Origin of the sequence: Streptomyces sp. NPDC059679 (assembly GCF_042734105.1) — a bacterium.
Lineage (GTDB): Bacteria > Actinomycetota > Actinomycetes > Streptomycetales > Streptomycetaceae > Streptomyces.
Genome location: NZ_JBHWES010000003.1, coordinates 26,254 through 52,853, shown reverse-complemented (window position 1 = coordinate 52,853; position 26,600 = coordinate 26,254). Strand labels below are relative to the sequence as shown.

Here is a 26,600-nt window from a genome sequence, read left to right as displayed (position 1 = left end):
TCACGCGCCGCGGACGCGGCCCTCGGCGACCAGCCGGTGCAGCACCTGGCGCAGCGCGGGGGCGCAGCGGCCGACCCCGTCCGCCGTGAGCCAGGCCAGCTCGGCGATTTCCCGGCCCGGGGCCGGCTCGCCCTGCGCCGCGCCCGTATAGCAGGTCATCCGCAGCCGTCGGCCGCCCTGGCCGTGTGCCTCGTCCTCGATGACGAAGGGCTCACGTGCGGCCAGGGCCGCGGGCACGGCGGTCAGGCCGAGCTCCTCGGCGAGCTCCCGGGCCAGAGCCTGCGGCCCGTCCTCCCCCGGGTCGAGCTTGCCTCCAGGCAGGTAGAACGCGTCGCGCCCGCGGGTGCGCACCGCCAGCAGCTGCCCGTCGCGTACGCAGACCCAGCCCACCGACTCGAGCGGCGCCGCCCCACTCCCCGAGTCGGTCATTCGGCCTCGTCCTCCCCGCCCGCCGCGCCCTCCAGGCCTCCTTCGGTCTCCAGGTACAGCTCCCGCACCGCCGCCAGGACCTCGGGGTCCGGGTGCTCCCACAGGCCGCGGCTCTCCGCCTCCAGCAGCCGCTCGGCCATGCCGTGCAGCGCCCAGGGGTTGGCCTCTTGGAGGAAGGAGCGGTTCTCGGGGTCGAGGAGATAGCTCTGGGCCAGCTTGTCGTACATCCAGTCGGCGACCACGCCCGTGGTGGCGTCGTAGCCGAAGAGGTAGTCGACGGTCGCGGCGAGTTCGAAGGCGCCCTTGTAGCCGTGGCGGCGCATCGCCTCGATCCAGCGCGGGTTGACCACGCGCGCGCGGAAGACCCGGGAGGTCTCCTCGTGCAGGGTGCGGGTGCGGACCGTCTCGGGGCGGGTGGAGTCGCCGATGTACGCGGCCGGGGCGGTGCCCTTGAGGGCGCGCACGGTGGCGACCATGCCGCCGTGGTACTGGAAGTAGTCGTCCGAGTCGGCGATGTCGTGTTCGCGGGTGTCGGTGTTCTTGGCCGCGACCGCGATCCGGCGGTAGGCGCTCTCCATCTCCGCGCGGGCCGGGCGGCCTTCCAGGCCGCGTCCGTACGCGTAGCCACCCCAGACCGTGTAGACCTCGGCCAGGTCGGCGTCGGTGCGCCAGTCACGGCTGTCGATGAGCTGGAGCAGACCCGCGCCGTAGGTGCCGGGACGGGAGCCGAAGATACGAGTGGTGGCGCGGCGTTCGTCGCCGTGCTCGGCGAGGTCGGCCTGGGCGTGGGCGCGGATGTAGTTGTCGGCCTCGGGCTCGTCGAGGGAGGCGGCGAGGCGTACGGCGTCGTCGAGCAGCGCCACGACATGCGGGAAAGCGTCGCGGAAGAAGCCGCTGATGCGCAGGGTGACATCGACCCTGGGGCGGCCCAACTGGTCGAAGGGGACGGGCTCGAGTCCTGTGACGCGCCGCGAGGCGTCGTCCCACACCGGACGGACGCCGAGCAGTGCGAGTGCTTCGGCCACGTCGTCGCCCGAGGTGCGCATCGCGCTGGTGCCCCACAGCGACAGGCCGACGGAGCGCGGCCAGGCGCCGTCGTTGTCGCGGCGGTAGCGCTCCAGCAGCGAGTCGGCGAGCGCCTGGCCGGTCTCCCAGGCCAGCCGGCTGGGCACGGCCTTGGGGTCGACGGAGTAGAAGTTACGGCCGGTCGGCAGGACGTTGACCAGGCCGCGCAGCGGTGAACCGGAGGGGCCCGCGGGCACGAAGCCGCCGCCCAGGGCGTGCACGGCGTGGTCGATCTCGTCGGTGGTGGCGGCCAGCCGCGGCACGACCTCGCGCGCGGCGAAGTCGAGGATCGCGGTCACCGCGCCGTGCTGCTCCTCGGGCAGCCCCAGGCACGCCTTCTCGACGGCCTCCGGGGCCCAGTCGGCGTCCTCCATCGCCTGGACGAGGGCGCGGGCGCGGTCCTCCGCCTCGTCCGCGCCGGTGCGGGTGGCGGCCGACTCGTCGAGGCCGAGTGCCTCACGCAGCCCGGGGAGCGCCGTGGTCCCGCCCCAGATCTGCCGGGCGCGCAGAATGGCCAGGACGAGGTTGACCCGCTCGGGGCCGGAGGGGGCGTTGCCGAGAACATGCAGGCCGTCACGGATCTGGGCGTCCTTGACCTCGCACAGCCAGCCGTCCACGTGCAGCAGGAAGTCGTCGAAGCCGTCGTCGTCCGGCCGGTCCTCCAGGCCGAGGTCGTGGTCGAGCCTGGCGGCCTGGATGAGGGTCCAGATCTGGGCGCGGATGGCGGGGAGTTTGGCCGGGTCCATCGCCGAGATGGCGGCGTACTCGTCCAGCAGCTGCTCCAGGCGCGCGATGTCGCCGTAGGAGTCGGCGCGGGCCATGGGCGGCACGAGGTGGTCGACGAGGGTGGCGTGGGCGCGGCGCTTGGCCTGTGTGCCCTCACCCGGGTCGTTGACCAGGAACGGGTAGATCAGCGGCAGGTCGCCGAGCGCGGCGTCGGGGCCACAGGCGGCGGACAGGCCCGCGTTCTTGCCGGGCAGCCACTCCAGATTGCCGTGCTTGCCCAGGTGCACCATGGCGTCGGCGCCGAAGCCGCCGTCGGCCTGGGGGGTGGCGATCCAGCGGTAGGCGGCCAGGTAGTGATGGGAGGGCGGCAGGTCGGGGTCGTGGTAGATGGCGATCGGGTTCTCGCCGAAGCCGCGCGGTGGCTGGATGACGACCAGAAGATTGCCCCGGCGCAGCGCGGCCAGCACGATCTCGCCCTCGGGGTCGCGGCTGGTGTCGACGAACATCTCGCCCGGCGGCGGCCCCCAGTGCCCCTCCACCGCCTCGCGCAGCTCCTGCGGCAGCCGCTTGTACCAGCGGCGGTAGTCGGCGGCGGGGATCCGGACCGGGTTGCGGGCCAGCTGCTCCTCGGTGAGCCAGTCCTGGTCGTGGCCGCCCGCCTCGATGAGCGCGCGGATCAGCTCGTCGCCGTCGCCGGAGGCGAGACCGGGCAGCGCCTCGGGGCCTTCCACCGGGCCGAGGTCGAAGCCGTCCGCGCGCAACCGGCGCAGCAGGGCGACGGCGCTGGCGGGCGTGTCCAGGCCGACGGCGTTGCCGATGCGGGAGTGCTTGGTGGGGTAGGCGGACAGCACGAGCGCGAGGCGCTTGTCGGCCGCCGGTATGTGGCGCAGCCGGGCGTGTCGTACGGCGATTCCCGCGACACGCGCGGCGCGCTCGGGATCGGCGACATAGACGGGCAGGCCGTCCTCGTCGGTCTCCTTGAAGGAGAACGGCACGGTGATCAGCCGCCCGTCGAACTCCGGGACGGCGACCTGGGTCGCCGCGTCCAGAGGCGAAAGACCCTCGTCGTTCGCCTCCCACGCGGCGCGCGGGCCGGTCAGACACAGCGCCTGGAGCACCGGGACGTCCAGCGCGGCCAGCGCGCCCGCGTCCCACGCCTCGTCGTCGCCGCCGGCCGATGCCTCGGCGGGCCGGGTGCCGCCCGCGGCGAGCACGGTGGTCACCACCGCATCGGCCTCGGCGAGGGCTTCCAGCAGCTCGGGCTCGGGTGCGCGCAACGAGGCGACGTACAGCGGCAGCGCGCGGCCCCCGGTGTCCTCGACGGCCTGGCACAGCGCCTCGACGAAGGCGGTGTTGCCGCTCATGTGGTGAGCGCGGTAGTAGAGCACGGCGATCCGCGGGCCGGTGACGTCCTCGCGCGCGGTGCGCTCAAGTGCGCCCCACGAGGGCGCGGGCGCGGGCGGCTCGAAGCCGTGGCCGGTCAGCAGGACGGTGTCGGACAGGAAGCGGGCCAGCTGGCCGAGGTTGCCGGGCCCGCCGTGCGCGAGATAGGCGTGTGCCTCGGCGGCGATCCCGACCGGGACCGTGGATGCCTCCATGAGCTGGGCGTCCGGGGCCTGTTCGCCGGTCAGGACCACGACCGGGCGGTCCCCGGCGAGCAGCGCGTCGAGCCCTTCCTGCCAGGCGCGCACCCCGCCGAGCAGCCGTACGACGACGAGTTCGACGCCCTCGAGGAGCGCGGGCAGCTCGTCCAGGGGGAGCCGGGCCGGGTTGGCGAGCCGATAGGGCACCGGGGTCTGTGCCGCGCGGGCACTGAGCAGGTCGGTGTCGGACGTCGACAGCAGCAGGATCATGCGACGGCAGGCCTTCCTCGGGGTCCGCGCCCCGGGCGGGTTGAAGACGGCGGGAGTTCCTGGCTCGCGCGGCCGTCGCAATACCGGCTGCCGCGCTCACAGTGGCGGGACCGCGCCGGATTTCCACCGGCTTCCTACCCTTTTTGCCGTCTTTTGTGGTGGCGGGCCGGGACCGACCCGCCGTGAGCATAGTAGGCGCTTCTGACCTGCCGCGGGGCGGAGAGCCGAACACAATCGTCGGTATGCTCGCCGCCATGCCCCTCCCCCCGACAACCGCCCCACCAGGGGACGAAACCCCCGCGCGCGGTCGCGACGACGCCTGCCCCGGCGCGCTGCGCCTGCACTCGGCGGACGACGGCGCGCTGGCCCGGGTGCGGCTGCCCGCCGGGCTCCTGACGGCACGCCAGGCGCTCGTGCTGGCGCTCGCGGCCGAGGAGTTGGGCGACGGCAGACTGGACCTCACCTCCCGGGGCAATCTGCAGCTGCGCGGCCTCGACGCGGGGTGCGGGGCCGGACTCGCGGCCCGGCTGCGGACGGCAGGGCTGCTGCCGTCGGACCGCCACGACCGGGTGCGCAACATCGTGGCGTCCCCGCTGTCCGGGCTGGACGGGGCGGGGTACGCGGATGTCTCGGCGTGGGCGCGGGAGCTGGACGCCCTGCTGTGCGGCAACGCGCCCGCAGGCTCCGGATTGGCCGAACTGGCCGGGCTGTCGGGCCGGTTCCTGTTCGCGCTCGACGACGGGCGGGGCGATGTGGCGGCGCTGGGCGCGGATGTGACATTGATCGCAGCGCCGGACGGCGAGGCGGTGCTGCGGCTCGGCTCCGCCGGGGGACATGGACCCGCACGCCCGAAATCCACCGCGCCGAACGCCACAGAGTCCCCCGACTCCACAGACCACCACGACGCGCCGGACCACGCTGACGCGCCGGAGGACGCTGACGCGCCGGGCGTCGCGGCGCGTCAGGACGGGCGGCTGGTGGCCGACGACACGCCGGGCCGGGCCCGGCCGCCGGGTCCCCCCACGCCCGCGGGCGGCCCCGGGGACACGAAGCCGAAGCCCGCGCCCGGTGGCGACCCCGTGGGCGCCGAACTCCAGGTGCGCGCCTCGGACGTGCCGCGCGCGGCGGCGCTGGCCGCGGTGGCGTTTCTCGACGCGGTGCGCGCGAGTGGCACACGCGCGTGGCGTGTGAGCGAGCTGCCGGCGCGACACGCCGTGACGGCCGACCAATTGGTGGGGCGACTCGCCGAAGCAGGAATCCAGCTCGCATCCCTCGCCCCTCACTCCCCAACCACCGCGCCGAGCACACCACTCGTCGGGCTCGTCGCCGGGCCGGACGGGCGGTGCGCGGTGTCGGTCGCCGTCCCGCTGGGGCGGCTCACCGCCGCGCGGTGGCGGCTGCTCGCCGAGCTCGCCGCCCGGGGCGGCTCGGGCGAGTTGCGTGTGACACCCTGGCGCGGCGTGGTGCTGCCCGGCTTCTCCGCCGGCGACGCCGAGGCCGCGCTGCGGGAGCTCGCCGACGCCGGGCTGGTGACCGCGCCGCACTCCCCCTGGTTCGGGGTCGGCGCGTGCACGGGACGGCCCGGCTGCGCCAAGTCCCTGGCCGATGTGCGTGCCGAGGCGGCGCGCGCGGTGGCGGGCGAGGCGTCCGGCGACGGCCGACCGGGCCCGGCGCGAAGCCGGCTGCCCGTGTACTTCTCCGGCTGCGAGCGGCGCTGCGGCCACCCCGGCGGGCCGGTCCGGTGGGTCGACGTGCTGGCGACGGGCGACGGCTACCAGGTCGCCGTACGAGATGCCACAGGGTCCGCGCGGGGCGTGGACGTAACAGCAGAGCAAGTGGCCGGCGCCGTGGCGGCGGCCCGTGGAACGACATGATCGAGGGCACAGTGTTCGACTACGAGAAGGACGGCGCGGCCATATACCGCGCCTCCTTTGCCACCATCCGCGCCGAGGCCGATCTGGGCGGTCTGCCCGCCGACGTCAGCCAGGTCGCGGTGCGGATGATCCACGCCTGCGGCATGGTCGACCTCGTCCAGGACCTCGCGTACACCCCCCAGGTGGTCGCCCGCGCCCGCGCCGCGCTGCGCGCCGGCGCGCCCGTGCTCTGCGACGCGCACATGGTGGCCAGCGGTGTGACCCGCAAGCGGCTGCCCGCGGACAACGACGTGGTGTGCACCCTGTCCGACCCCACCGTGCCCGAACTGGCCCGCCGGATGGGCACCACGCGCAGCGCCGCCGCGCTGGAGCTGTGGCGGGACCGGCTGGAGGGTGCGGTGGTGGCCATCGGCAACGCGCCCACCGCGCTGTTCCGTCTGCTGGAGATGGTCGAAGCGGGCGCGCCGCGCCCGGCGGCCGTCATCGGCGTACCGGTCGGCTTCATCGGCGCCGCCGAGTCCAAGGAGGCGCTGGCCGGGCATCCGGCCGCGCTCGACCACCTGGTGGTGCGCGGCCGGCGTGGCGGCAGCGCCATCGCCGCTGCCGCGGTCAACGCGATTGCGAGCGAGGAAGAGTGAGCGAGCAGCAGACGGGCCGGCTCTACGGCGTGGGTCTTGGCCCCGGCGACCCCTCGCTGATGACCGTACGTGCCGTGGAGGTCATCGCCGAGGCCGATGTCGTCGCGTACCACAGCGCCCGGCACGGCCGCAGCATCGCGCGCTCCATCGCCGAGCGTCATCTGCGGCCCGACCACATCGAGGAGCGGCTGGTCTATCCGGTCACCACCGAGACCACCGACCACCCCGGCGGCTACCGCGGCGCGATGGAGGAGTTCTACGCGGACGCGGCGGCCCGGCTGGCCGCCCATCTGGACGCGGGGCGCACGGTCGCGGTGCTCGCCGAGGGCGATCCGCTCTTCTACGGCTCATACATGCATATGCACAAGCGCCTGGCCGACCGCTACCCCACCGAGGTCGTCCCCGGCGTCACCTCAGTGAGCGCGGCCGCCGCCCGGATCGGGGCGCCGCTGGTCGAGGGCGAGGAGGTGCTGACCGTCCTGCCCGGCACACTCCCGGAGGAGGAGCTGGCGGCCCGGCTGGCCACGGCCGACGCGGCCGCCGTGATGAAGCTCGGCCGCACCTTCCCGGCGGTGCGGCGGGCGCTGGAGCGCTCGGGTCGGCTGGCGGAGGCCCAGTACGTGGAGCGGGCCACGATGGGCGCGGAGCGCGTCGCGCCACTGGCCGAGGTGGACCCCGAGTCGGTGCCCTACTTCTCGGTGGCGGTGCTGCCGAGCCGGATCGACGCGCGGGCCCCGGCGCGCCGCGGCGAGGTCGTGGTGGTGGGCCTCGGCCCGGCGGGCCCGCTGTGGCTGACGCCCGAGGCGCGGGGCGAGTTGGCCGCCGCCGAGGATCTGGTCGGCTACACCACCTATCTGGACCGGGTGCCGAAGCGCCCGGGGCAGCGCCGGCACGCCTCGGACAACAAGGTGGAGGCCGAACGCGCCGAGTTCGCGCTCGACCTGGCCCGGCGCGGACGGCGCGTCGCCGTCGTCTCCTCGGGCGACCCGGGCGTTTTCGCCATGGCCACGGCCGTACTGGAGGCGGCGGCCGAAGACCCGTACCGCGAGGTGCCGGTCCGGGTGGTGCCCGGCATGACCGCCGCCCACGCGGCCGCCGCCCGCGCGGGCGCCCCGCTCGGCCACGACTACGCGGTGGTCTCCCTGTCCGACCGGCTCAAGCCCTGGGAGGTCATCGCCGAACGCCTCCGCGCCGCGGCCGCGGCCGACCTGGTGCTCGCCCTGTACAACCCCGGCTCGCGCAGCCGCATCTGGCAGGTCGGCAAGGCCCGCGAACTGCTGCTCGAACACCGCGCGCCCGACACGCCCGTCGTACTCGGCCGGGACGTGGGCGGCCCCGAGGAGCGGATACGGATCGTCAGGCTGGCCGATCTCGACCCGGCCCAGGTCGATATGCGCACCATCCTGCTGATCGGCTCCTCCCAAACCCGCACGGCCCGGCGCGGCGACGGCACCGAGATCGTCTGGACGCCACGCCGTTACCCGGAGCGCTGACCCACGGCGCGGGCGGTCAGCAGGTCAGCAGGTCAGCCGAGGGTGGTGCTCAGCCAGGCCAGGGCGGCCGCCGGGTCGGGCACGACCGGCACGCCGTCCGGGGCCGTGGGGCGCCGGACGACGACGACCGGCAGCCCGGCCTCGCGCGCCGCGGTGAGCTTGGCGGCGGTGGCACCGGCGCCGCTGTCCTTGGTGACCACCACGTCGATGCGGTGGCGGCGCAGCAGTTCCGCCTCCCCCGCCACGCTGAACGGACCGCGGTCCAGCAGCACTTCCATGTGCGGCGGGGCCGGTGGCTCAGGCGCGTCGACGGAGCGGACCAGGAACCACTGCTCGGTGAGTTGGGCGAAGGCGGCCAGGCCCATCCGCCCGGTGGTGAGGAAGATCCGCTGCCCCAGGGCGGGCAGCAGCCCGGCCGCCTCGTCCAGCGACCCCGCCCAGTGCCACCGGTCCCCCGGGCCGGGCACCCAGCCGGGGCGGCGCAGGGCGAGCAGGGGAACATGGGTCGTGGCGGCCGCGCGGGCCGCGTTGAAACTGATCGTGCCGGCGAAAGGATGGGTGGCGTCGATGAGCGCGTCCACCTGCTGCTCGCGCAGCCAGCGAGCCAGGCCCTCGGGGCCTCCGAACCCGCCGATCCGCACCTGCCCCGCCGGCAGCCGCGGCTCGGCGACACGCCCGGCCAGCGAGCTGGTGACGCGCAGCCCGGGGACGTCGGCGACTTCGGCGGCCAGTCGGCGCGCCTCGGTGGTGCCGCCCAGGATGAGCACATGGCGGGGCCGGCGCGGCCGGGCTCCGCGGGCGGCCTCCGCCGGGTTCGGTGTCATCGGGTGCCTTCCGTGGTGCGTGGTGCCGTGCCGGTCCGCGGCCTGCCGGCCGCGCCCGGTCCACCCTGCCATGGACGTCGCCGACCGCGCGGAAACGAGAGGCGGCGCTTCCCGTGGCTGAGCAGACATCGAAGGCCGGGACCGCTCCGGCCGGGGGCCGCAGTGCGCAGTTGGAGCGTTCGGGGTTGCGGCACGGCTGGACCACCGGGGCGTGTGCGACGGCGGCGGCGACGGCCGCGTACACCGCGCTGCTCAGCGCGGAGTTTCCCGATCCGGTGACCATCGAACTGCCGAAGGGGCAGCGGCCCGCGTTCGCGCTCGCGGGCGAGGAGCTGACGGCGGACCGGGCGATGGCCGCGGTGGTGAAGGACGCGGGTGACGACCCGGATGTCACGCATGGCGCGGTGGTGCGGGCCACGGTGCGGCTGCTGCCGCCCGGGAGCGGTGTGGTCTTCCGGGCCGGGCCCGGTGTCGGTACGGTGACGCGTCCCGGGCTGCCGCTCGCGGTCGGCGAGCCGGCCATCAACCCCGTACCCCGGCAGATGATGCGCGATCACATCGCCTCGGTCGCGGCCCGTCTCGGTGACACCGGGGACGCCGAGGTCGAGATCGCGGTCGACCACGGCGAGGAGATCGCCCGCAGCACCTGGAATCCGCGCCTGGGCATCCTCGGCGGGCTGTCGATCCTCGGGACGACGGGCATCGTGGTGCCGTACTCCTGCTCGGCGTGGATCGACAGCATCCGGCGCGGCGTGGATGTGGCGCGCGCGGCGGGGCGCCGGCATGTGGCGGGCTGTACGGGGGCGACCTCGGAGAAGGTCGCGGTGGCCGTGCACGGGCTGCCGCAGGACGCGCTGCTGGACATGGGCGACTTCGCGGGGGCGGTGCTCAAGTATCTGCGTCGCCATCCGGTGGACCGGCTGACCGTCGCCGGAGGATTCGCCAAGCTCTCCAAACTGGCCGCCGGACATCTGGATCTGCACTCCTCCCGCTCGCAGGTGGACAAGGGCTTCCTCGCGGAGCTGGCCCGCCGTGGCGGGGCGGACAAGGAGCTGGTGGCGGCGGTGGCGGCGGCCAACACGGGCCTGGAGACGGTGCAGCTGTGCGCGGCGCGCGGGGTGCCGCTCGGTGATCTGGTCGCGGTGGCGGCCCGGGAGACGGCGCTCGGGGTGCTGCGGGGGGCTCCGGTGGCCGTGGACGTCATCTGCATCGACCGCGCGGGCTCCATCGTGGGCCGTGCGGCGGCGCGGGGGCCCCGGGGCGCGGCGACCTGACGCGCCCCCGTCTCAAGGCCGCTCGCGGCGCGCCGAGTACAGGTGGCTGTCGCGGAACTGCTCCGCGCCCAGCGTGCGGCCCACCATGATGACGGCGGTACGCACCACTCCCGCCTCCTTCACCCGGTCCGCGATATCGCCGAGCGTGCCGCGCAGCACCAGCTCGTCGGGGCGGCTCGCCCGGGCGACCACCGCCGCGGGACAGTCGGCGCCGTAGTGCGGGAGGAGTTCGGCCACCACCCGGTCCACGTACCGGGCGGCCAGGTGCAGCACGATCAGCGCCCGGCTGCGGCCGAGGGTGGCGAGGTCCTCGCCGTCCGGCATCGGCGTGGCCTGCTGGGCGACGCGGGTGAGGACGACGGTCTGGCCGACGGTCGGCACGGTCAGCTCGCGCCCCAGCGCGGCCGCGGCGGCGGCGAACGCGGGGACGCCGGGGATCACCTCGTACGGCACGCCGTGCGCGTCCAGCCGCCGCATCTGCTCGGCGACGGCGCTGAACACCGACGGGTCGCCGGAGTGCAGCCGGGCCACGTCCTCACCCGCTCGGTGGGCCCCGACCAGCTCATCAGTGATCTGGTCGAGGTTGAGCCGGGCGGTGTCGACCAGGCGGGCGTCCGGCGGACACTCGGCGAGGAGTTCGCGCGGCACCAGGCTGCCCGCGTACAGGCACACCCGGCAGCGGGCCAGGGTGCGGGCGCCGCGCACGGTGATCAGGTCGGCGGCGCCGGGACCCGCGCCGATGAAGTACACGGTCATGGGGAGGTCTCTCCTTCGGCGGCTTCCACCGCGGGTTCGGCAGCGGGCCCGGCCGTCGCTCTGACCGCAGCGGGCCCGGCCGTCGCTTTGACCGCAGCGGGCCCGGCCGTCGCTTTGACCGCAGCGGGCCCGGCCGTCGCTTTGTCCGCGGCCCACTGGGTGACCGGCATCGCCTGCCGCCATCCGGTGAAGCCGCCGACCGGGGCTGCGTGCGCGACCGCGATCCGGACCAGCTCCCCTCCGTACCGCCGGTACCATCCGGCGAGCAGCACCTCCGACTCCAGCGTCACGGTGTTCGCCACGAGCCGCCCGCCGACGGGCAGCGCCGCCCAGCATGCCTCGAGCAGGCCGGGCACGGTCAGGCCGCCGCCGATGAACACCGCGTCGGGGGTGGGCAGTCCGGTCAGCGCGTCCGGGGCGGCGCCGGTGACGACGCGCAACCCGGGCACCCCGAGCGCGGCGGCGTTGCGGCCGATGCGCTCGGCCCGTACGGGGTCCCGCTCGACGGACACCGCGGCGCAACTCCGGTGCGTACGCATCCACTCCACGGCGATCGAACCGGAGCCGCCACCGACGTCCCACAGCAGCTCTCCGGGGGCGGGGGCCAGCGCGGCGAGCGTGGCGGCGCGCACATGGCGCTTGGTCAGCTGGCCGTCGTGCTCGTACGCCTGGTCCGGCAGCCCGGGGACGGCGGACAGGCGCACCGTGTCCGCGGCGCGGACGCATTCGACGGCGATGACGTTGAGGGGGTCGCCGGGGGCGTGGGGCCAGTCGTCGGCGGTGCCTTCGAGGTGGCGTTCGCGCTCGCCGCCCAGCTGCTCCAGGACCCGTACCCGGCTGGGGCCGAAGCCGCGGTCGCGCAGCAGCGCGGCGACCTCGGTGGGGGTGGCGGCGCCCGCGCTGAGGACGAGCAGCCGCCGCCGGGCGTGCAGGGAGCGGGACAGGGAGGCAATGGGCCGTCCAACGAGGCTGATCACCTCGGTCTCCTCCACCGGCCAGCCCAGCCGCGCGCAGGCGTGGGACACGGACGACGGGTGGGGCAGCACCCGCAGCCGGTCGGCGCCCAACTCCTCGGCCAGAGTGCGGCCGATGCCGAAGAACATGGGGTCGCCGCTGGCCAGCACGGACACCCGCCGCTCGGCGTACTCCGCGAACAGCCCCCGCACGGCGGGCCGCAGCGGCGACGGCCACGGCACGCGTTCGGCGGTGCAGCCGGGGGGCAGCAGATTCAGCTGGCGCGGGCCGCCGATGACCACCTCGGCCGCCAGCAACGCCTCGCGCCCCGTCGCCGCCAGCCCGTCCCAGCCGTCCGCTCCCAACCCTACGACGGTGACCGGGGGGTGGGCGTGGTTCACGGGGTTACGGACCTTTCGGTGTGCGGGACATGCGCGAGGCGTGTGCGGGACGTGCGCGGGGCGACGACCGGAACTCTACTGTGACCTGCGGCGGAACCCTGACCCGGGTCAGCGGCCGAGGGCCGGCCGGCGCAGTACGCAGTCGCCGCACAGGCCGCCGCCCGGCACCCGGTAGTAGAGGCAGCAGGTGCGGCGGCGGAAGGCGGGCGGAGGGGAGGTCAGGGTGCCGGCGTCGCGCAGCGGCGGGTGGGCCAGCTGGGCACGGGCCAGCTCGGTGGCCCGCTCCGCCGCCTCGGGATGGCCGTGCGCCTGGCACCAGTCGTACAGGACACGCAGCGAACCGGCCAGCGCCGAGGCTGCGTTCCCCCACAGCAGCCGCCCCGAGACCCGGTAGGCCCGGGTGACGGCGGCGTGCAACGGCAGCAGATTGGTGTACGCCGCGTCGCCCACCTGACCGGCGAGCCCTCCGGGTTCGCCCATGACCGACGGCACGCCGGGCCACCACAGGTCGTCGGGGGCGGCGCGCCCGGGGTGCCACCACAGCCGGTCGCAGCGGAGGAGCGACACCCTGCCGGTCAGGGCCGCCTGACCGAGAGCGAGCGACCACACCCGGGCGGCGAGGCCCTGGAAGACGAGCGATGCCGCGACCCTCGGCTCATCGGTGCCGAGCGACTCGGCCACGGCCTCGACGCGGGCGCGCAGCAGCGGCCCGGCGGCGCCCTCGGGCGTCAGCCGGTACGCCTCGCCGATCAGCGCGTAACCCTCGTCTCGAGGATTGCCGGGGTCGGTGCGCAGGGCGAAGAACGGCCCCGCCTCGGCCGCCGTCAGCGGCGGGTCACCCATCCGCGTCGGTCGGCGTCCCGAACGCCTCCAGCAGCTGGTCGGCGGCCAGCGTCGCCGTCAGCGTGCCGTCGCGCACCTGCTGTTCGAGTACGGGGCCGAGCCGCCGCACCCCGGGGTGTTCGCGCAGCCGGGTCAGCAGCTGGTCGCGGACCATGGACCAGGTCCAGTCGACCTGCTGGTCGCGCCGCTTGGTGTCCAGCGCGCCGGTGGCCTCCAGCACCCGGCGGTGCTGCTCAAGACGCTCCCACACCACATCGAGGCCGGTGCCCTCGCGGGCGCTGCAGGTCAGCACCGGGGGGTTCCAGGGCGCGTCCGCGGGCTGCAGCAGCCGTAGCGCGCCCCTGAGTTCGCGGGCGGCGGCCTTGGCGTCGCGCTCATGGGGGCCGTCCGCCTTGTTGATGGCGACGACGTCCGCGAGCTCCAGCACGCCCTTCTTGATGCCCTGGAGCTGGTCGCCGGTGCGGGCGAGGGAGAGCAGCAGAAAGGAGTCGACCATGCCCGCCACGGCGGTCTCCGACTGGCCCACGCCCACCGTCTCGACCAGCAGCACGTCGTAGCCCGCGGCCTCCATGACCACCATGGACTCGCGGGTGGCGCGGGCCACCCCGCCCAGCGTGCCCGCGCTGGGCGAGGGACGGACGAAAGCGTCCGGGTCGACCGCCAGCCGCTCCATCCTGGTCTTGTCGCCGAGGATGGAGCCGCCGGTGCGGCTGGAGGAAGGGTCGACGGCGAGCACCGCGACCTTGTGGCCGAGCCCGGTGAGCAGCGAGCCCAGGGCGTCGATGAAGGTGGACTTGCCCACGCCGGGCACGCCGCTGATGCCCACCCGGCGCGCCCCGCCCGCATACGGCAGCAGTTCGATCAGCAGCCGCTGGGCGAGGTCGCGGTGGTCGGGGCGGGTGGACTCGACGAGCGTGATCGCGCGGGCGATGTACGCCCGGGAGCCGTCGAGCACCCCCTTGGCGTAGGTGTCGATGTCGATAGTTGGTCGCTTCTTCGCCGACATGGGCCTACAGCTCGTGGCCGAGGTCCACGGCCAGCGTCTGCACCAGCTCGTACGCGGCGTCGGGGATGACCGTGCCGGGCAGGAAGACGGCGGCGGCGCCCGCCTCGTGCAGGGTCTGCACGTCCTGCGGCGGGATGACCCCGCCCACCACGATGGTGATGTCCTCCCGCCCCGCCTCGGCCAGTTGCTCGCGCAGCGCGGGCACCAGCGTGAGGTGGCCGGCCGCGAGCGAGGAGACGCCGACGATGTGCACATCGGCCTCGACCGCCTGCCGCGCGACCTCCTCGGGCGTCTGGAAGAGCGGGCCGACATCGACGTCGAAGCCCAGGTCGGCGAAGGCGGTGGCGATCACCTTCTGGCCGCGGTCATGCCCGTCCTGGCCCATCTTGGCGACCAGGATGCGCGGGCGGCGGCCCTCCGCGCGCTCGAACTCCTCGACCACCGCGCGGGTGCGGTCCACGCCGGAGGACGGTCCGGCCTCGTCTCGATACACACCGGCGATCGTACGGATCTGGCCGGAGTGGCGCCCGTACACCTTCTCCAGCGCGTCGGAGATCTCGCCGACGGTGGCCTTGGCGCGGGCCGCGTTCACGGCGAGCGCGAGGAGGTTGCCCTCCAGGCCGGCGCCCGGGCCGGACTCGGCGGCCGCGGTGAGCGCGCGCAGCGCGTCCTGGCAGGCGGCCTCGTCGCGCTCGGCGCGCAGCCGGCGCAGCTTGTCGAACTGCTGGGCACGGACCGCGGAGTTGTCGACCTTGAGGACGTCGATCTGCTCGTCGCTGTCGACGCGGTACTTGTTGACGCCGATCACCGGCTGCCGCCCGGAGTCGATCCGCGCCTGGGTGCGGGCCGCGGCCTCCTCGACACGCATCTTGGGGATACCGGCGTCGATGGCCTTGGCCATGCCGCCCGCGGCCTCGACCTCCTGGATGTGCTGCCAGGCGCGCCGGGCCAGGTCATGGGTCAGCCGCTCCACATACGCGCTGCCGCCCCACGGGTCGATCACCCGGCAGGTGCCGGACTCCTGCTGGAGCAGGATCTGGGTGTTGCGGGCGATGCGCGCGGAGAAGTCGGTGGGCAGCGCAAGGGCCTCGTCGAGGGCGTTGGTGTGCAGCGACTGGGTGTGGCCCTGGGTGGCGGCCATGGCCTCCACACAGGTGCGGGCCACGTTGTTGAACACGTCCTGGGCGGTCAGCGACCAGCCGGAGGTCTGCGAATGGGTGCGCAGCGACAGCGACTTGGGGTTCTTGGGGTCGAACTGGCCGACGAGCTTGGCCCACAGCAGCCGGGCCGCCCGCAGCTTGGCGATCTCCATGAAGAAGTTCATGCCGATCGCCCAGAAGAACGAGAGCCGGGGCGCGAAGGCGTCCACGTCCATGCCGGCGTCGAGCCCCGCGCGCAGATACTCCACGCCGTCGGCGAGGGTGTACGCCAGCTCCAGGTCGGCCGTGGCGCCCGCTTCCTGGATGTGGTAGCCGGAGATGGAGATGGAGTTGTAGCGCGGCATCCGCTGCGAGGTGAAGGCGAAGATGTCGGAGATGATCCGCATCGACGGCTGCGGCGGATAGATATAGGTGTTGCGGACCATGAACTCCTTGAGGATGTCGTTCTGGATGGTCCCGGCCAGCTTGTCGGGCGCCACGCCCTGTTCCTCGGCGGCGACGATATAGAGCGCGAGTACGGGCAGCACCGCGCCGTTCATCGTCATCGACACGCTCATCCGGTCCAGCGGGATGCCGTCGAAGAGCTGCCGCATGTCGTAGATGGAGTCGATGGCCACGCCCGCCATGCCGACGTCGCCGGTGACCCTGGGGTGGTCGCTGTCGTAGCCGCGGTGGGTGGGCAGGTCGAAGGCGACCGACAGGCCCTTCTGGCCCGCGGCGAGGTTGCGGCGGTAGAAGGCGTTGGACTCCTCGGCGGTGGAGAAGCCCGCGTACTGGCGGATGGTCCAGGGCTGGTTGACGTACATCGTCGGGTACGGGCCGCGCAGATAAGGCGCGATACCCGGGTAGGTGCCCAGAAAGTCGAGGCCGGCCAGGTCCTCAGGCCCGTACAGCGGTTTGACCCCGATGCCCTCGGGGGTGTCCCACACCAGGTCCTCGACACCCTTGCCGGTGGCGCTCTGCAGCGCCTCCGTCCACGCCGCGGCACCCGCCGCGCCGGACACCTCCTCCGGTGTCCCGAGGTCGACCGTGGAGAAGTCAGGAATCCCGCTCACGGTCACGCCACTCCCATCGTCTCGAGGGCCGAGGTCAGCACCTCGACCGCGTCACAGCCGGCGAAGACGAACGCGTCCACACCGGCCCGCTGCAACTCCCCACGCAGTTCCTGGCGCCGCTCACCGGGCCTGCCCGCCAGGTAGACGCGCAGCGCTCCGGCGGCCTTCAGCCGCTCCGCCACGGCCACCGCCTCCTGCTCGTACACCTTGTCGCTCGAACACAGACAGACCACGCGGGCGCCGCTGGCGGCGAACGCCTCGGCGGCCGACTCCGCGTCGACCGTGGCGGGTTCGTGCACCGCCTCGATGCCGCCCGCCCGGAAGAGGTTGGCGGCGAACGCGGCGCGCGCGGTGTGCGCGGCCGCGGGGCCGAGCGCGGCCAGGAACACCCGGGGCCGGGTCCCCTCCGCCGCCAGGTGTCTGTCGGAACGGGCGCGCAGCGCCTCGTACGCCTCGTCGCGGCGTACCCGCGGCAGACCGCCGCCGGGCGGTACGGGGGCGGGCTCGCGCTCCACCGGCTGCTCCGCGAGGTTCGGGAACTCGCTGACGCCGGTGATCGGCTCCTTGCGGCGGGCGAGGTCCTTGGCGCGACGCTCCCAGGTGGCGGCCAGCCGCCGCTCCACAAGACCGGAGGCGAGGGCCCGCGCCAGCCCCCCGGCGCGCTCGATCTCCTGGAAGAAGGCCCAGGCCGCCTTGGCCACGTCGTCGGTCAGGATCTCGACGTACCAGGAGCCTCCGGCCGGGTCGATCACCCGCGCCAGCTGGGACTCCTCCAGCAGGATCGTGGAGGTGTTACGGGCGATCCGGCGGGCGAAGTCGTCGGGCAGGCCGATCGCGGAGTCGAAGGGCAGCACGGTGACGGCGTCGGCCCCACCCACCCCGGCGGCCAGGGCCGCGACGGTGGTACGCAGCATGTTCACCCAGGGGTCGCGGCGGGTCATCATCACCGGGGAGGTCACCGCGTGCTGCCGCTGGGCCGCCGCCTCGGTGGGCGCCCCGCACACCTGCGCCACACGCGCCCACAGGCGCCTGGCGGCGCGCAGCTTGGAAATGGTGAGGAACTGGTCGGCGGTGGCCGCGTAGCGGAACTCCAGCTGGCCGCAGGCCGCTTCGGCCGTCAGCGGCCCGGCGTCGGTCAGCGCGCGCAGGTACTCCACGCCCGCGGCGAGCGAGCAGCCGAGTTCCTGCGCCGCGGATCCGCCGGCCTCGTGGTACGGCAGGGCGTCCACGGTGAAGGCCCGTACGCCCGGGTGGTCGCGGTCGCAGACCGCCGCGAGCTCGGTGGCGGCGGACAGGTGGGCCGCGAGGTCTGTGTGGTCACCGGTGCGGGCCGCCAGGCCCAGCGGGTCGGCGCCGAGGTTGCCGAGGGCCGCGCGCGGCGGCACCTGGCGGTCGGCGTACAGCCGCAGCAGCGCGCGGGCTGCGGCGTCGAAGTCGGCGCCCGCGTCCAGGACGACGGGGGCGAGGTCGAGATAGACCCCCTTGAGGGCTTCGGGCAGCGACTCGACGGGCAGCCCGGCCGCGCCGACCGCCAGCCACACCGAGCCCGCCCCGTTCTCCAGGTCCGCGAGCACCGCGCGGTTGGTGTGCGCGGGATCGGAGTGGGCGTGGCGCTGGCGTACGTCCCAGCCGGACACCGTGGAGCCCTGCGCCCGGCCGCCGCGTACGAAGGGCGCGAACCCGGGATAGCCTGGGTCGGCGGGTGCGTCCTCCGCGGTGTAGAGGGGGTGGACGGAGATTCCGTCCTCGAGCGCGGTGGAGAGCGCCGCCGCGGCCTGCGCGCCGACGGCGTCCACCGTGCCGGATTTGCGCAGCACCCCTTCGACAAGGTGGTGCCACTGGTCTCGGGTCGCCGCCGGGAAGTCGGCGGCGAGCGGTAGATCGTCAGGCAGGACCGTCATGGGAGGAGGCTAGTGCGAGGACCTAAAGCGACAGCAGTGTCCCCCTCTGTGACCTTGCTCTCTAGCAGAATCTCCAACCCGTCCGGCCCTGTGACGGGAACGACGACGGCCCGTCTGAACGACGAAGGCCCGCCCGGTGCGACGGGGGATGCACACCGGGCGGGCTCAGGACCTTTCTACCGCATCGAAGCGCAGTTATGCATCAAAAGCTTGTTCGCTTTCCCCCGCTACCACGCGACGGGAAGCGACATCAAGCCATGTGCGCGAATCGTCGGCCGCCGGCGCAGCTCTGTGCGCGAAATGTCCAGATGCAGCCCCGGAAGGCGGCTCAACAGGGCGGCCAGCGCCGTTTCGGCCTCCAGCCGGGCCAGCGGGGCGCCAAGGCAATAGTGGATTCCGTGGCCGAACGCAAGATGCCCCAATCGGCCAAAATCCGGATCAAGTCGGTCCGGTTCCTTGAAATGGCCGGGGTCGCGGTTGGCGGAGGCAAGGGAGAGCAGCACGGTCTCCCCCGCCGGGACCGTCACCCCGCCGATCTCCACGTCCTCGACCGGAAAGCGGCGGATCGCCAGCGGCGCCGGGCCGTCGTGGCGCGCGAACTCCTCGACCGCCGCCGCGATACCGGCGGGCCGCTCGCGCAGCTCCCGCAGCAGCGCGGGGTGGTCGAGCAGAGAGAGCACCGCGTTGCCGATGAGGTGGGTCACGTTCTCGTACCCCGCCATCAGCAGCAGAAAGGCCAGCGAGGTCAGTTCGTCCTCAGTGAGCCGGTCGCCGCCCTCGCCGGCGCTGCCGCCCGCGTCGTCCCGTACCGCGATCAGGTCGGAGAGCAGATCGTCGCCGGGCTCCTCGCGCTTGCTCGCGATCAGACCGGTGTAGAAGCGCAGCATGTTGCCGACCGCCTCCTTCGCCAGATGCGGCCGCTCCGGGTCGGGGGCGATGAGGGCATCGCTCCAGGCGCGGAAGTCCCGGCGGTCGCGCTGGGGGACGCCGAGCAGATCGCAGATGACGGTGATGGGCAGCGGTCCGGCATACGCGGCGATCAGATCGGCCCGGCCGGCCGGCTCGACGGCGTCGAGGAGTTCGTCCGCGGCGCGCCGGACCGGCTCCCGCATCCGCTCGACACGCCCGGGGGTGAATGCCTTGGCCACCAGCCGACGCACCCGAGTGTGGTCCGGCGGGTCCATGTTGAGCAGATTGGCGTCCAGGGCGGGCGGCAGGGCGAATCCGCGGAAGTTGCCGGGCAGAGCGTTGCTCTTGTCCAGGGACAGCCGAGGGTCGGCGAGCGCCCGCCGCACATCGTCGTAGCGGGTCACCAGCCAGGCGGGCCGCCCGTCCGGACCCGGGATCCGGTGGACGGGGCCCGCCTCGCGCAACTCGGCGTACGCGGCATGCGGATCCGCCAGCAGCGCACGGGTGTCGAACGGCTCTGGCGGGCCGGGCACAGCGGTGTTCGCGGTGTTCGCGGAGTTCTGCATGGCTCCCGACTCTAAGCGGCCCCGGGGAAGTAGGGGTGGGTTCCCGCGTCGTCTGGTGCGGTGCATCGCAAGGCGGAGGATCGCCCTCGTACTGGGCGCTGCGGTCGATATGCCGCTGCCGCGGCGTGGCGGGCGACTCCGACAACGCAGCGAGGTGCCGCCCGCCGCGGCAGCGGCTGATGTGACTGCGGCGGCGTGGGGGCCCGCCTCTACTTCCTCGGGGTCGCTTAGGGCCTGGTCCGTGACGCCCCGGTCGGTCAGAGCCAGTCTCTCGACCAGTCTTCGAGCTCGGCCCGGGCAGGGTGACGCATGGTGGCCGAGAGGCGGCGCCGGGGCTGAATCTCCCCGGCGCCGCCCTGTGCCACGGGCGGCCCCGACCCCCGTCCAGGGCCACCTCGCTCTCGGTCCCCCTTCACTGCCGCTGGGCGGCGGTCCGTTCGCCCAGCTCCTCAAGCACCTCGTCGACGAGCGGCTGGTGGTACACGTCGGCGACGCGCGCCAGGTGCTCATGCTCCTGGCCCGGCCCGGCGCCCGTCTCGACCACCACGCTGTCAGCGCCGGGCACCGGCACGCGCCCGGCCGCTTGGTTCAGCAAACCGCGTCGGAGCGCCGCCGCTTCCATGAATGCAACAAGTTGCCAATCCCCGAGTCCCGCAGCACGCCCCTTGACACGGGCGATCTCCAGGGCCTCGGCCTCCACATGGCGCCGGACACCGCGCTGTACGTCCCGGATCTCCGCCATCTGGCGGTTGGCCCGCCACTCCAGATCGGCGAACGGCCACCAGCCGGTCCAGCCGGGGTACCCCATGTACGCCGCCATGGCCACTTCGGGCGCCTGGGCGGTGACCTCGCGCCACAGCGGGTTCAGCCGGCGGAGCCTGCGCCAGGCGGAGACGCGCGGCCCGAGCGCCGGGATGGCGAACCCGGCCAGGACCAGCAGGGCGGCGACCGAAGCGGTCAGCGGCGCCACGCCGTTGGACAGCCAGGGCAGGTCCCGGCCCGCCCAGGAGAAGAGAAAGCCGATCACCTTGCAGGCGCAGTACGCCAGGCCCAGCCAGCACCCGGCGGCCAGCACCCGCAGCCCCCGGGCGAGCCAGGAGCCGCGCAGGGTGGACGCGTAGCGCCGGCACAGCACCCCGAGCCCGGCCAGACCCGAACCGAAAATGGCCAGATACAGCACCAGGAAGGTGACAACTCCCGGCGCGTCCGCGTATGCGGTGCTGAAGTCGCGGGGGTGCTCGACGGCGTCGGGGCGGCCGACGGCGAAGCCGATGACGGCGACCGACCACGCCGCGCCGACGGCGGTCACCACCGTACGGGGCCGCACCGCCGAGCCGGTCCAGCGCAGCATCAGCACCAGGGCGCCGGTGGCGAACACCACCACCGAGGAGTAGAGGAAGACCATGGCCAGATTGGCCACGCCCACCAGGCGGTCGAACCAGCGGTAGACACTCGGCGCGGACAGCAGGAACACATTCGCCACGCCGGCCGTCATGACGCAGGTCAGGCCCAGGTCGGCGTTCTGCCGGTCGCGGAACCAGGCGCGTGCCTTGTAGGCGACGATCGCCCACGCGGCGGCGCCGAAGCACAGGTAGACGACGTCAAACACGCGCACCCCCGCCCTCGCCACCGGTCCCGCTACCGCCCGTCCGCGAGCCGCGAACATGCCGCAGCGCGGGCCCGAGCGCGGCGGCGAGTTCGGCCGCCCGCCCCTCGAGCGGCAGTCCGTCGTCGGGCGAGGCCGGCACCACGCGCTCCATGAGGAGGGTGCCCAGCACCTCGGTCTCGCGCTCGGTCAGGTCGTCGTAGCAGTGGTGGCGAGCGAAGTCCGCGGTCATCCCCAACCGCCGCATGGCGGTGGTGACATCGACCGACGGCGCCCACATGCGCAGCGCGTCCTGCGTGACGGCGGGGTCCTGGTCGTGGCCGAGCAGCAGATGCCCGACCTCGTGCAGCACGATATGGGTCTGGTGCCAGGGGGACGTCCGCAGTTCGTAGAAGATCCAGAATCCGTCGTCGGTGCTGGCCGTCATGCCCGAGACCACGCCGCCCAGGCTCATCGGCACCAGGTGAACGGGACGGCCCACACGGCCCGCCACGAGGTCGCACAGACCCGGCAGGTCTGTCGTGGCCGGCAGCCCGAGCTCCTTGATGAGCTGCTTGCACCGCCGCCGTATCCGCCCCACTCGCATGCCCGCACCGTCCTCGTCTCCGATCCGCCGCCAGGATTGGAACAGCCGATCCTGGTCACCGTCGGCCACTGGGCGCCCCGTCGTCGGGATCCCGTGCGCCGCCCGGACCGAGGGGACCGTCGGCGTCGGCCGGGTCGGACGGGAGGTTCATCTGCTGTCGGAACTGGGAGATGATCGCGGCAAGGCTGTCCTGCACCTCCGGTGGCAGGCCCACCGAGCGCAGCGCGATACCGCGCACCCGCTTGTCGCGCATCGCGACGAGGAACCGCACCTCTTCCTCGACCCGCTCGGCCTGCGACGGGGACAGGTCTCCCAGCAGATAGCCGACGGGCACGGCGAAGAACTTGGCCAGGGCCCGCAGCACGTCCGGGCTCGGGTTGGTGCGCTTGCCGTTGCGCAGCATGGACAGGTACTGCTCGGTCAGGCTGACGCCGCCGTACTCGTCGCCGCCGCTGATGGCCTCGGCCACATGGGCGTTGGTGTAGGGGGCGCCCGGCGGATGCATGGTGGCGAACAGGTAGTTGAGCCGCCGCGCCAGCGGGCTGCCGTCGGCCTCCGGCGACCCATGGGTCCCCACTGCCATCCGCACCCCCTCCTGCTGCTCACGGCGCATTCACTCACGGTTGGTTAAGGCGGACTCGGCCGCGCGATGCATCCTGCCATGAGCATCGGGCGGCACACCAGCCCACCCCCGGCCGACCATGGCCGGGGCGGACTTAACCAGCAGTTGAGGAGCGCGAGCGCTGAGAGGGGCACAAAAGGAAAATCCTTGTGCTGCCGCGCCGGGCGCGTGAGTTCAGGGGCGCTTGCCGCATCAGTCCACGCTCTGGAGGATGTGCGGCTCGGCCAGGTCGTCCTCGTACCCGGCGAGCCGGATCGGGGCTGATCTCGCCCAGACTTCCAGGCTGCCCACCTCCGTCGGCTCCGCGAACGCGAACCGCTCGCGGTTCTTGGTCGGCGAATCGTCGCTCTGTGTCTTCTCGGGGGTCACCGCACACTCCCTAGTGTCGGCTGAACCGGATGTGTCGCCAGGTTAACGAGATCCAGAACGCCGTGCGCGTTGATTCCCAAGGAGTGGACACCCCGTCCCGGGACCGCGGGCCGGTGGCCACCCGCCCGCGCCGCGACGCACCAGGCCACAAGGGGGTCGCGGGCGGGTACCGCCGAACGGGTGGCTCAGCTCGCGGAGCCCACGTCCTCGGCGAGCGCGTCCCGCTCCAGCCGCTCCACACGGTTCTCGGCGGGGGTGTGCAGCGCCGCCTCGGCCGCCTGGGCCCGCTCGGCGTCCGCGAGCAGGGAGTGGCCGGTCGACAGGACGGCCAGACCGACCAGGACCGCGGCCGCGCCGACGTAGAACGGCACATGCACGTCGTAGTGCTCGGCCAGCCGGCCGGCGGCGTACGGCGCCAGACCGCCGCCGATGAACCGGACGAAGCCGTAGGCGGCGGAGGCCACCGAGCGCTCGACCGGGGCGACGGTCATGACCGCCTGGGTGGTGATGGTGTTGTTCACGCCGATGAAGGCGCCGGCCAGGATCACCGCGGCGATCAGCGTCGTCCGGGACGAGGTGAACAACCCGATCACCAGGATGTCCAGGGCGAACAGCGCCAGGTTCAGGTAGAGGGCGCGGGCTATGCCGAGGCGGGCCTGGAGCCGGGGCGCGACGAACACGGAGAAGATCGCGACCAGCGCACCCCAGCCGGTAAAGACATAGCCGAGCTCATGGGTGCCCAGCTCCATGGGGTACGGGGAGTAGCCGAGAACGGTGAAGAAGCCCCAGTTGTAGCAGAGCGCCATCAGGCCCATGGTGAGCAGCCCGCGGTGGCGGAGCGCCTTGAGCGGGTCGAGGAGCGAGGCGCGGCGGGCGGGGGTCGGGGTCGGCTGGACCAGGACCAGGGTGGCGATCAGCGCGATCGCCATCAGCACGGAGACGCCGAAGAAGGGCCCGCGCCAGCTGATCCCGCCCAGCTCGCCGCCCAGCAGCGGGCCGACGGCGATGCCGACGCCGAGCGCGGTCTCATAGAGGATGATCGCCCCGGCGAACCCGCCGCTCGCCGAGCCGACGATCACGGCGAGCGAGGTGGCGATAAACAGAGCGTTACCCAGGCCCCAGCCCGCGCGGAAGCCGACGATGCCGCCGATGCTCCCGGACGCGCCCGCGAGCGCGCTGAACACCACGATGACCGCCAGGCCCGCCACCAGGGTCCGCTTGGCGCCGATGCGGCTGGAGACGAAGCCGGTGACCAGCATGGCGACGGCGGTGACCACCAGGTAGCTGGTGAACAGCAGCGACACCTGGCTGGGCGTGGCATGCAGTTGGCTGGACAGGGCGGGCAGGATGGGGTCGACGAGCCCGATGCCCATGAAGGAGATCACGCAGGCGAAGGCCACGGCCCATACGGCCTTCGGCTGCCGGAACGGACTCGGCGCGCTGGGATGAGTGGACAAGGTGTACTCCCGGATAGGAATGCGTTCTGCGAATGCGCTCTCGGGGGATGCGGCCGAGAGCGGCGAAACGGGGTGACGGCGCGCCATGCGCCGGGCGTGACAGGAGGGGTGACGGTCCGTCACCTGGCGGGCGCCGCGGGGCGGCCGCCCGGGCCTGCCACGCTCGCCACGAGGCGCCGCAGGGCGGGCGCGGCCGAGCCGACCGCGGCGGCTAGAGTCGCCTGATCCTCGGCCGGGAGCGCGGCCAGCAGGCCGGACAGGCGCGTGACGCGGTCCCGGCGCCGCTCGGCGAGCAGCCGCCGCCCGGCGTCGGTGATGGACACGAGCACGGCCCGGCCGTCGTCCGGGTCGGCGACCCGGGCCATCAGCCCTTGCTTGGTCAGGCGCTGCACCAGCTGGGTCATGGCGGGCTGGCTCACTCCCTCGTCGGCGGCGAGGGCGGTCAGCCGGGTGGGGCCCTCGCGGGCCAGCCGGCCGAGGGCGGAGGCGGCGGTCATGCTGATGTGCCGCTTGCCCAGTTGGCGCACCGCGAGCACCGCCAGCTGTTCCAGGACGTCGGCGATCTCCTCGCGCCGCTCGCGGCCGACCGGATCCTGGCTCGCCATAGATGCATCACCCATACATTCACTTGTATCACACACCTATATAAATGAACGAGCCCTCGCACGCCGCCCGTCCGGCACCCCGGGTTAAGGTCTGCTGCGCGCCGTACGCGCGCTGATCACATCCGTGGGGGGACCGTGTCGATTTCGCGTGCCGTCAAGCCCATCGCCTTGCCCCTGGCGGGGATCTTGGTCTCCTGTGCCGTGGTGTTCCACTGGCTGGGCTGGTCCGCGCTGTCCAGCGAGTCGAACGGAGCGTGCGGGGGCCGGTACGACCCGTGCCCCGAAGGACTCACGCCGGTGCTCATCCTCGCGTTCGTCTTCACCTTCGCCGGTGCCTTCGGGGTGATCACCGCCGTCGCTTTGAACAGCGGATCGCTGGCCACGCCCTGGATGGTGTCGCTGGTCGTGGTGGGCCTGGCCGGCGGCGTATGGCCGGGCCTGCTCGGGTACGAGTGGCTGCGCGGGCCGCACCTGGACGTGGCCTGGGAGGCGCCCCGGGACCGCCCCTCCTCCGTGCGGGCCGTCGGCGACTGGATGCCGGGGCCGTCCACCCTCATCAGGGCGCGCAACGACGGGCTGTTCGCCTACGACACCTCGGACGGCACCCGGCGGTGGACCGTCCCGGCGCCCGAGCGGAGATCGGTGTGCACGATGAGCCGCACCACGCCGTCCGCCATCGGTCTTGTGGGCCTCGGGCGGTACGAGAAGCCCTGCGACACCGTGATCGCCGTCGATCTGTCCTCCGGCCGCACGCTGTGGACGGAAAAAATCAGCGCCGACGACTCCGTCACCCGGGCCACCGACGCCCGGCTGGTCGGCGCCGGTGACACCGCGGTGGCCCTGGAGCGGAAGGCGGTCGTCGGGCTCGGGCTGCGCGACGGCGCGGCCAGGTGGCGCAGCCCGCTGGACCGCAACTGCGAGGCCCTGGCCGTCGACGCGACGTCCGAGCGCGCCCTGGTCATGGAGCAGTGCACCAACACCGATGGGGAGAACCCCAAGATGCGGCTGTCCGCCCTCGACCCCCGGTCCGGCGCGTGGCAGTGGCACAGCACGCTGCCGACGGAGAGCAAGTGGAAGGCGTTGTTCATGCTCTCGGCCGACCCGATCGTCGTGTATGTGGACGAGGACGACGACCGCGGGACCGACGCGGTGATCAGCTTCGACGACAAGGGGCGGCGGCAGGCCGTGATCCCCCGGTCCGGGCCGGAGGACGACCTCAACTTCCAGGTCATGCCGTACGGCTACAGCCAGCCCTTCGACGCCCGGCCGGTCTTCCGGTCGGTGGTGACCAAAGGGCTGTTCATCACCGCTGTCGGCCCGACGGACAAGGACGCTCCCGAGGACGTCGCCGCGTACTCGCTGAAGGACGGCAAGCGCGTCTGGAAGACATCGCTCGGCGCGGCCGTCGCCACCCTGACACAGGATCGCGCGGAAGAACTCGATCTCCTGGCCGGTGGCGGCGTCTGGCGCCTCGACCCGGCCACCGGTGAGAAGCACGGCAGAACCCCGCTGCGCGGAGCGCCGGTCGGCGACGTCCTCGCCCTGCACCGGGTGAAGAGCGGCCGGTACGTGATCGTCAACTCGAACGGGGCGGAGGACGCGCCACCGGTGTTCGCGGTCAAGTAGCC

General features: G+C 73.6%; 21 protein-coding genes and 1 riboswitch. Of the genes, 5 read left to right on the top strand and 16 right to left on the bottom strand.

Translation table 11 applies throughout. From position 1 onward, the window contains the following. Positions 1 to 429: an NUDIX domain-containing protein gene (locus ACFV2X_RS05160; RefSeq protein WP_385611614.1), complete on the bottom strand. Its 429-nt coding sequence runs from the start codon at positions 427 to 429 to the stop codon at positions 1 to 3. After that, positions 426 to 4,073 carry a cobaltochelatase subunit CobN gene (gene cobN, locus ACFV2X_RS05155; RefSeq protein WP_385611611.1) on the bottom strand — a complete coding sequence of 1,216 codons (3,648 nt, stop codon included), beginning with the start codon at positions 4,071 to 4,073 and terminating at the stop codon, positions 426 to 428. Before cobN ends, ACFV2X_RS05160 begins: the two co-directional genes overlap by 4 nt. Positions 4,074 to 4,103: 30 nt before the next feature. Then, a riboswitch (cobalamin riboswitch) is annotated at positions 4,104 to 4,265 on the bottom strand. A 62-nt stretch (positions 4,266 to 4,327) separates the two neighbouring features. Here cobN and ACFV2X_RS05150 point away from each other — a divergent pair. From ACFV2X_RS05150 to ACFV2X_RS05140, 3 genes are read left to right on the top strand one after another with little or no spacing between them, the layout of a single operon-like run. Further along, positions 4,328 to 5,947, top strand: a complete 1,620-nt coding sequence (locus ACFV2X_RS05150; RefSeq protein WP_385611608.1) for a nitrite reductase — start codon at positions 4,328 to 4,330, stop codon at positions 5,945 to 5,947. After that, positions 5,944 to 6,585 carry a precorrin-8X methylmutase gene (locus ACFV2X_RS05145; RefSeq protein ID WP_385611606.1) on the top strand — a complete coding sequence of 214 codons (642 nt, stop codon included), beginning with the start codon at positions 5,944 to 5,946 and terminating at the stop codon, positions 6,583 to 6,585. Before ACFV2X_RS05150 ends, ACFV2X_RS05145 begins: the two co-directional genes overlap by 4 nt. Then, a complete protein-coding gene (locus tag ACFV2X_RS05140; RefSeq protein WP_385611603.1) occupies positions 6,582 to 8,078 on the top strand; it encodes a precorrin-2 C(20)-methyltransferase in 1,497 nt (498 codons plus the stop codon). The genes ACFV2X_RS05145 and ACFV2X_RS05140 overlap by 4 nt, the downstream gene beginning before the upstream one ends. 32 nt (positions 8,079 to 8,110) lie before the next feature. Here the strand turns inward: ACFV2X_RS05140 and ACFV2X_RS05135 are convergent, their stop codons facing one another. Then, positions 8,111 to 8,902 (bottom strand): cobalt-precorrin-6A reductase, encoded by a 792-nt coding sequence (locus ACFV2X_RS05135; protein ID WP_385611601.1) that lies wholly within the window; start codon positions 8,900 to 8,902, stop codon positions 8,111 to 8,113. A gap of 113 nt (positions 8,903 to 9,015) precedes the next feature. Between ACFV2X_RS05135 and ACFV2X_RS05130 the strand changes: the two genes are divergently transcribed. Next, positions 9,016 to 10,176 carry a cobalt-precorrin-5B (C(1))-methyltransferase gene (locus ACFV2X_RS05130; protein WP_385611598.1) on the top strand — a complete coding sequence of 387 codons (1,161 nt, stop codon included), beginning with the start codon at positions 9,016 to 9,018 and terminating at the stop codon, positions 10,174 to 10,176. Positions 10,177 to 10,188: 12 nt separating this feature from the next. On the opposite strand, the gene cobM is transcribed toward ACFV2X_RS05130, so the two are convergent. The 13 genes from cobM to ACFV2X_RS05065 all read right to left on the bottom strand — a co-directional run bounded on the left by cobM (position 10,189) and on the right by ACFV2X_RS05065 (position 24,987). Further along, a complete protein-coding gene (gene cobM, locus ACFV2X_RS05125) occupies positions 10,189 to 10,932 on the bottom strand; it encodes a precorrin-4 C(11)-methyltransferase (RefSeq protein ID WP_385611597.1) in 744 nt (247 codons plus the stop codon). After that, positions 10,929 to 12,287: a precorrin-6y C5,15-methyltransferase (decarboxylating) subunit CbiE gene (cbiE, locus tag ACFV2X_RS05120; protein ID WP_385611594.1), complete on the bottom strand. Its 1,359-nt coding sequence runs from the start codon at positions 12,285 to 12,287 to the stop codon at positions 10,929 to 10,931. The genes cobM and cbiE overlap by 4 nt, the downstream gene beginning before the upstream one ends. Before the next feature lie 108 nt (positions 12,288 to 12,395). After that, positions 12,396 to 13,130 (bottom strand): (2Fe-2S)-binding protein, encoded by a 735-nt coding sequence (locus ACFV2X_RS05115; RefSeq protein ID WP_385611590.1) that lies wholly within the window; start codon positions 13,128 to 13,130, stop codon positions 12,396 to 12,398. Beyond that, positions 13,123 to 14,136, bottom strand: a complete 1,014-nt coding sequence (gene meaB / locus ACFV2X_RS05110) for a methylmalonyl Co-A mutase-associated GTPase MeaB (protein WP_385611588.1) — start codon at positions 14,134 to 14,136, stop codon at positions 13,123 to 13,125. Before meaB ends, ACFV2X_RS05115 begins: the two co-directional genes overlap by 8 nt. A 4-nt stretch (positions 14,137 to 14,140) precedes the next feature. Then, a complete protein-coding gene (scpA, locus tag ACFV2X_RS05105) occupies positions 14,141 to 16,300 on the bottom strand; it encodes a methylmalonyl-CoA mutase (protein WP_385612334.1) in 2,160 nt (719 codons plus the stop codon). A gap of 53 nt (positions 16,301 to 16,353) precedes the next feature. Beyond that, complete coding sequence (gene mutA / locus ACFV2X_RS05100; RefSeq protein WP_385611586.1) at positions 16,354 to 18,252, bottom strand: methylmalonyl-CoA mutase small subunit; 1,899 nt, start codon at positions 18,250 to 18,252, stop codon at positions 16,354 to 16,356. A gap of 227 nt (positions 18,253 to 18,479) precedes the next feature. Further along, complete coding sequence (locus ACFV2X_RS05095) at positions 18,480 to 19,727, bottom strand: cytochrome P450 (protein WP_385611584.1); 1,248 nt, start codon at positions 19,725 to 19,727, stop codon at positions 18,480 to 18,482. Positions 19,728 to 20,139: 412 nt separating this feature from the next. Next, the gene (locus tag ACFV2X_RS05090; RefSeq protein WP_385611581.1) at positions 20,140 to 21,336 is read right to left on the bottom strand and encodes an MAB_1171c family putative transporter; all 1,197 of its coding nucleotides are present in this window, start codon (positions 21,334 to 21,336) and stop codon (positions 20,140 to 20,142) included. Then, positions 21,329 to 21,988: a hypothetical protein gene (locus tag ACFV2X_RS05085; RefSeq protein ID WP_385611579.1), complete on the bottom strand. Its 660-nt coding sequence runs from the start codon at positions 21,986 to 21,988 to the stop codon at positions 21,329 to 21,331. Before ACFV2X_RS05085 ends, ACFV2X_RS05090 begins: the two co-directional genes overlap by 8 nt. Further along, complete coding sequence (locus ACFV2X_RS05080; protein WP_385611577.1) at positions 21,975 to 22,502, bottom strand: helix-turn-helix domain-containing protein; 528 nt, start codon at positions 22,500 to 22,502, stop codon at positions 21,975 to 21,977. Before ACFV2X_RS05080 ends, ACFV2X_RS05085 begins: the two co-directional genes overlap by 14 nt. 231 nt (positions 22,503 to 22,733) lie before the next feature. Then, positions 22,734 to 22,910: a hypothetical protein gene (locus ACFV2X_RS05075; protein ID WP_385611575.1), complete on the bottom strand. Its 177-nt coding sequence runs from the start codon at positions 22,908 to 22,910 to the stop codon at positions 22,734 to 22,736. A gap of 185 nt (positions 22,911 to 23,095) precedes the next feature. Next, the gene (locus tag ACFV2X_RS05070; RefSeq protein WP_385611572.1) at positions 23,096 to 24,367 is read right to left on the bottom strand and encodes an MFS transporter; all 1,272 of its coding nucleotides are present in this window, start codon (positions 24,365 to 24,367) and stop codon (positions 23,096 to 23,098) included. Positions 24,368 to 24,486: 119 nt separating this feature from the next. After that, entirely contained in the window at positions 24,487 to 24,987 is a 501-nt protein-coding gene (locus tag ACFV2X_RS05065; RefSeq protein WP_385611569.1) for a MarR family winged helix-turn-helix transcriptional regulator, read from the bottom strand. Between the two features lie 120 nt (positions 24,988 to 25,107). On the opposite strand from ACFV2X_RS05065, the gene ACFV2X_RS05060 reads away from it, so the two are divergent. Next, a complete protein-coding gene (locus ACFV2X_RS05060; protein ID WP_385611567.1) occupies positions 25,108 to 26,598 on the top strand; it encodes a PQQ-binding-like beta-propeller repeat protein in 1,491 nt (496 codons plus the stop codon). The last annotated feature ends 2 nt before the right edge of the window (positions 26,599 to 26,600 follow it).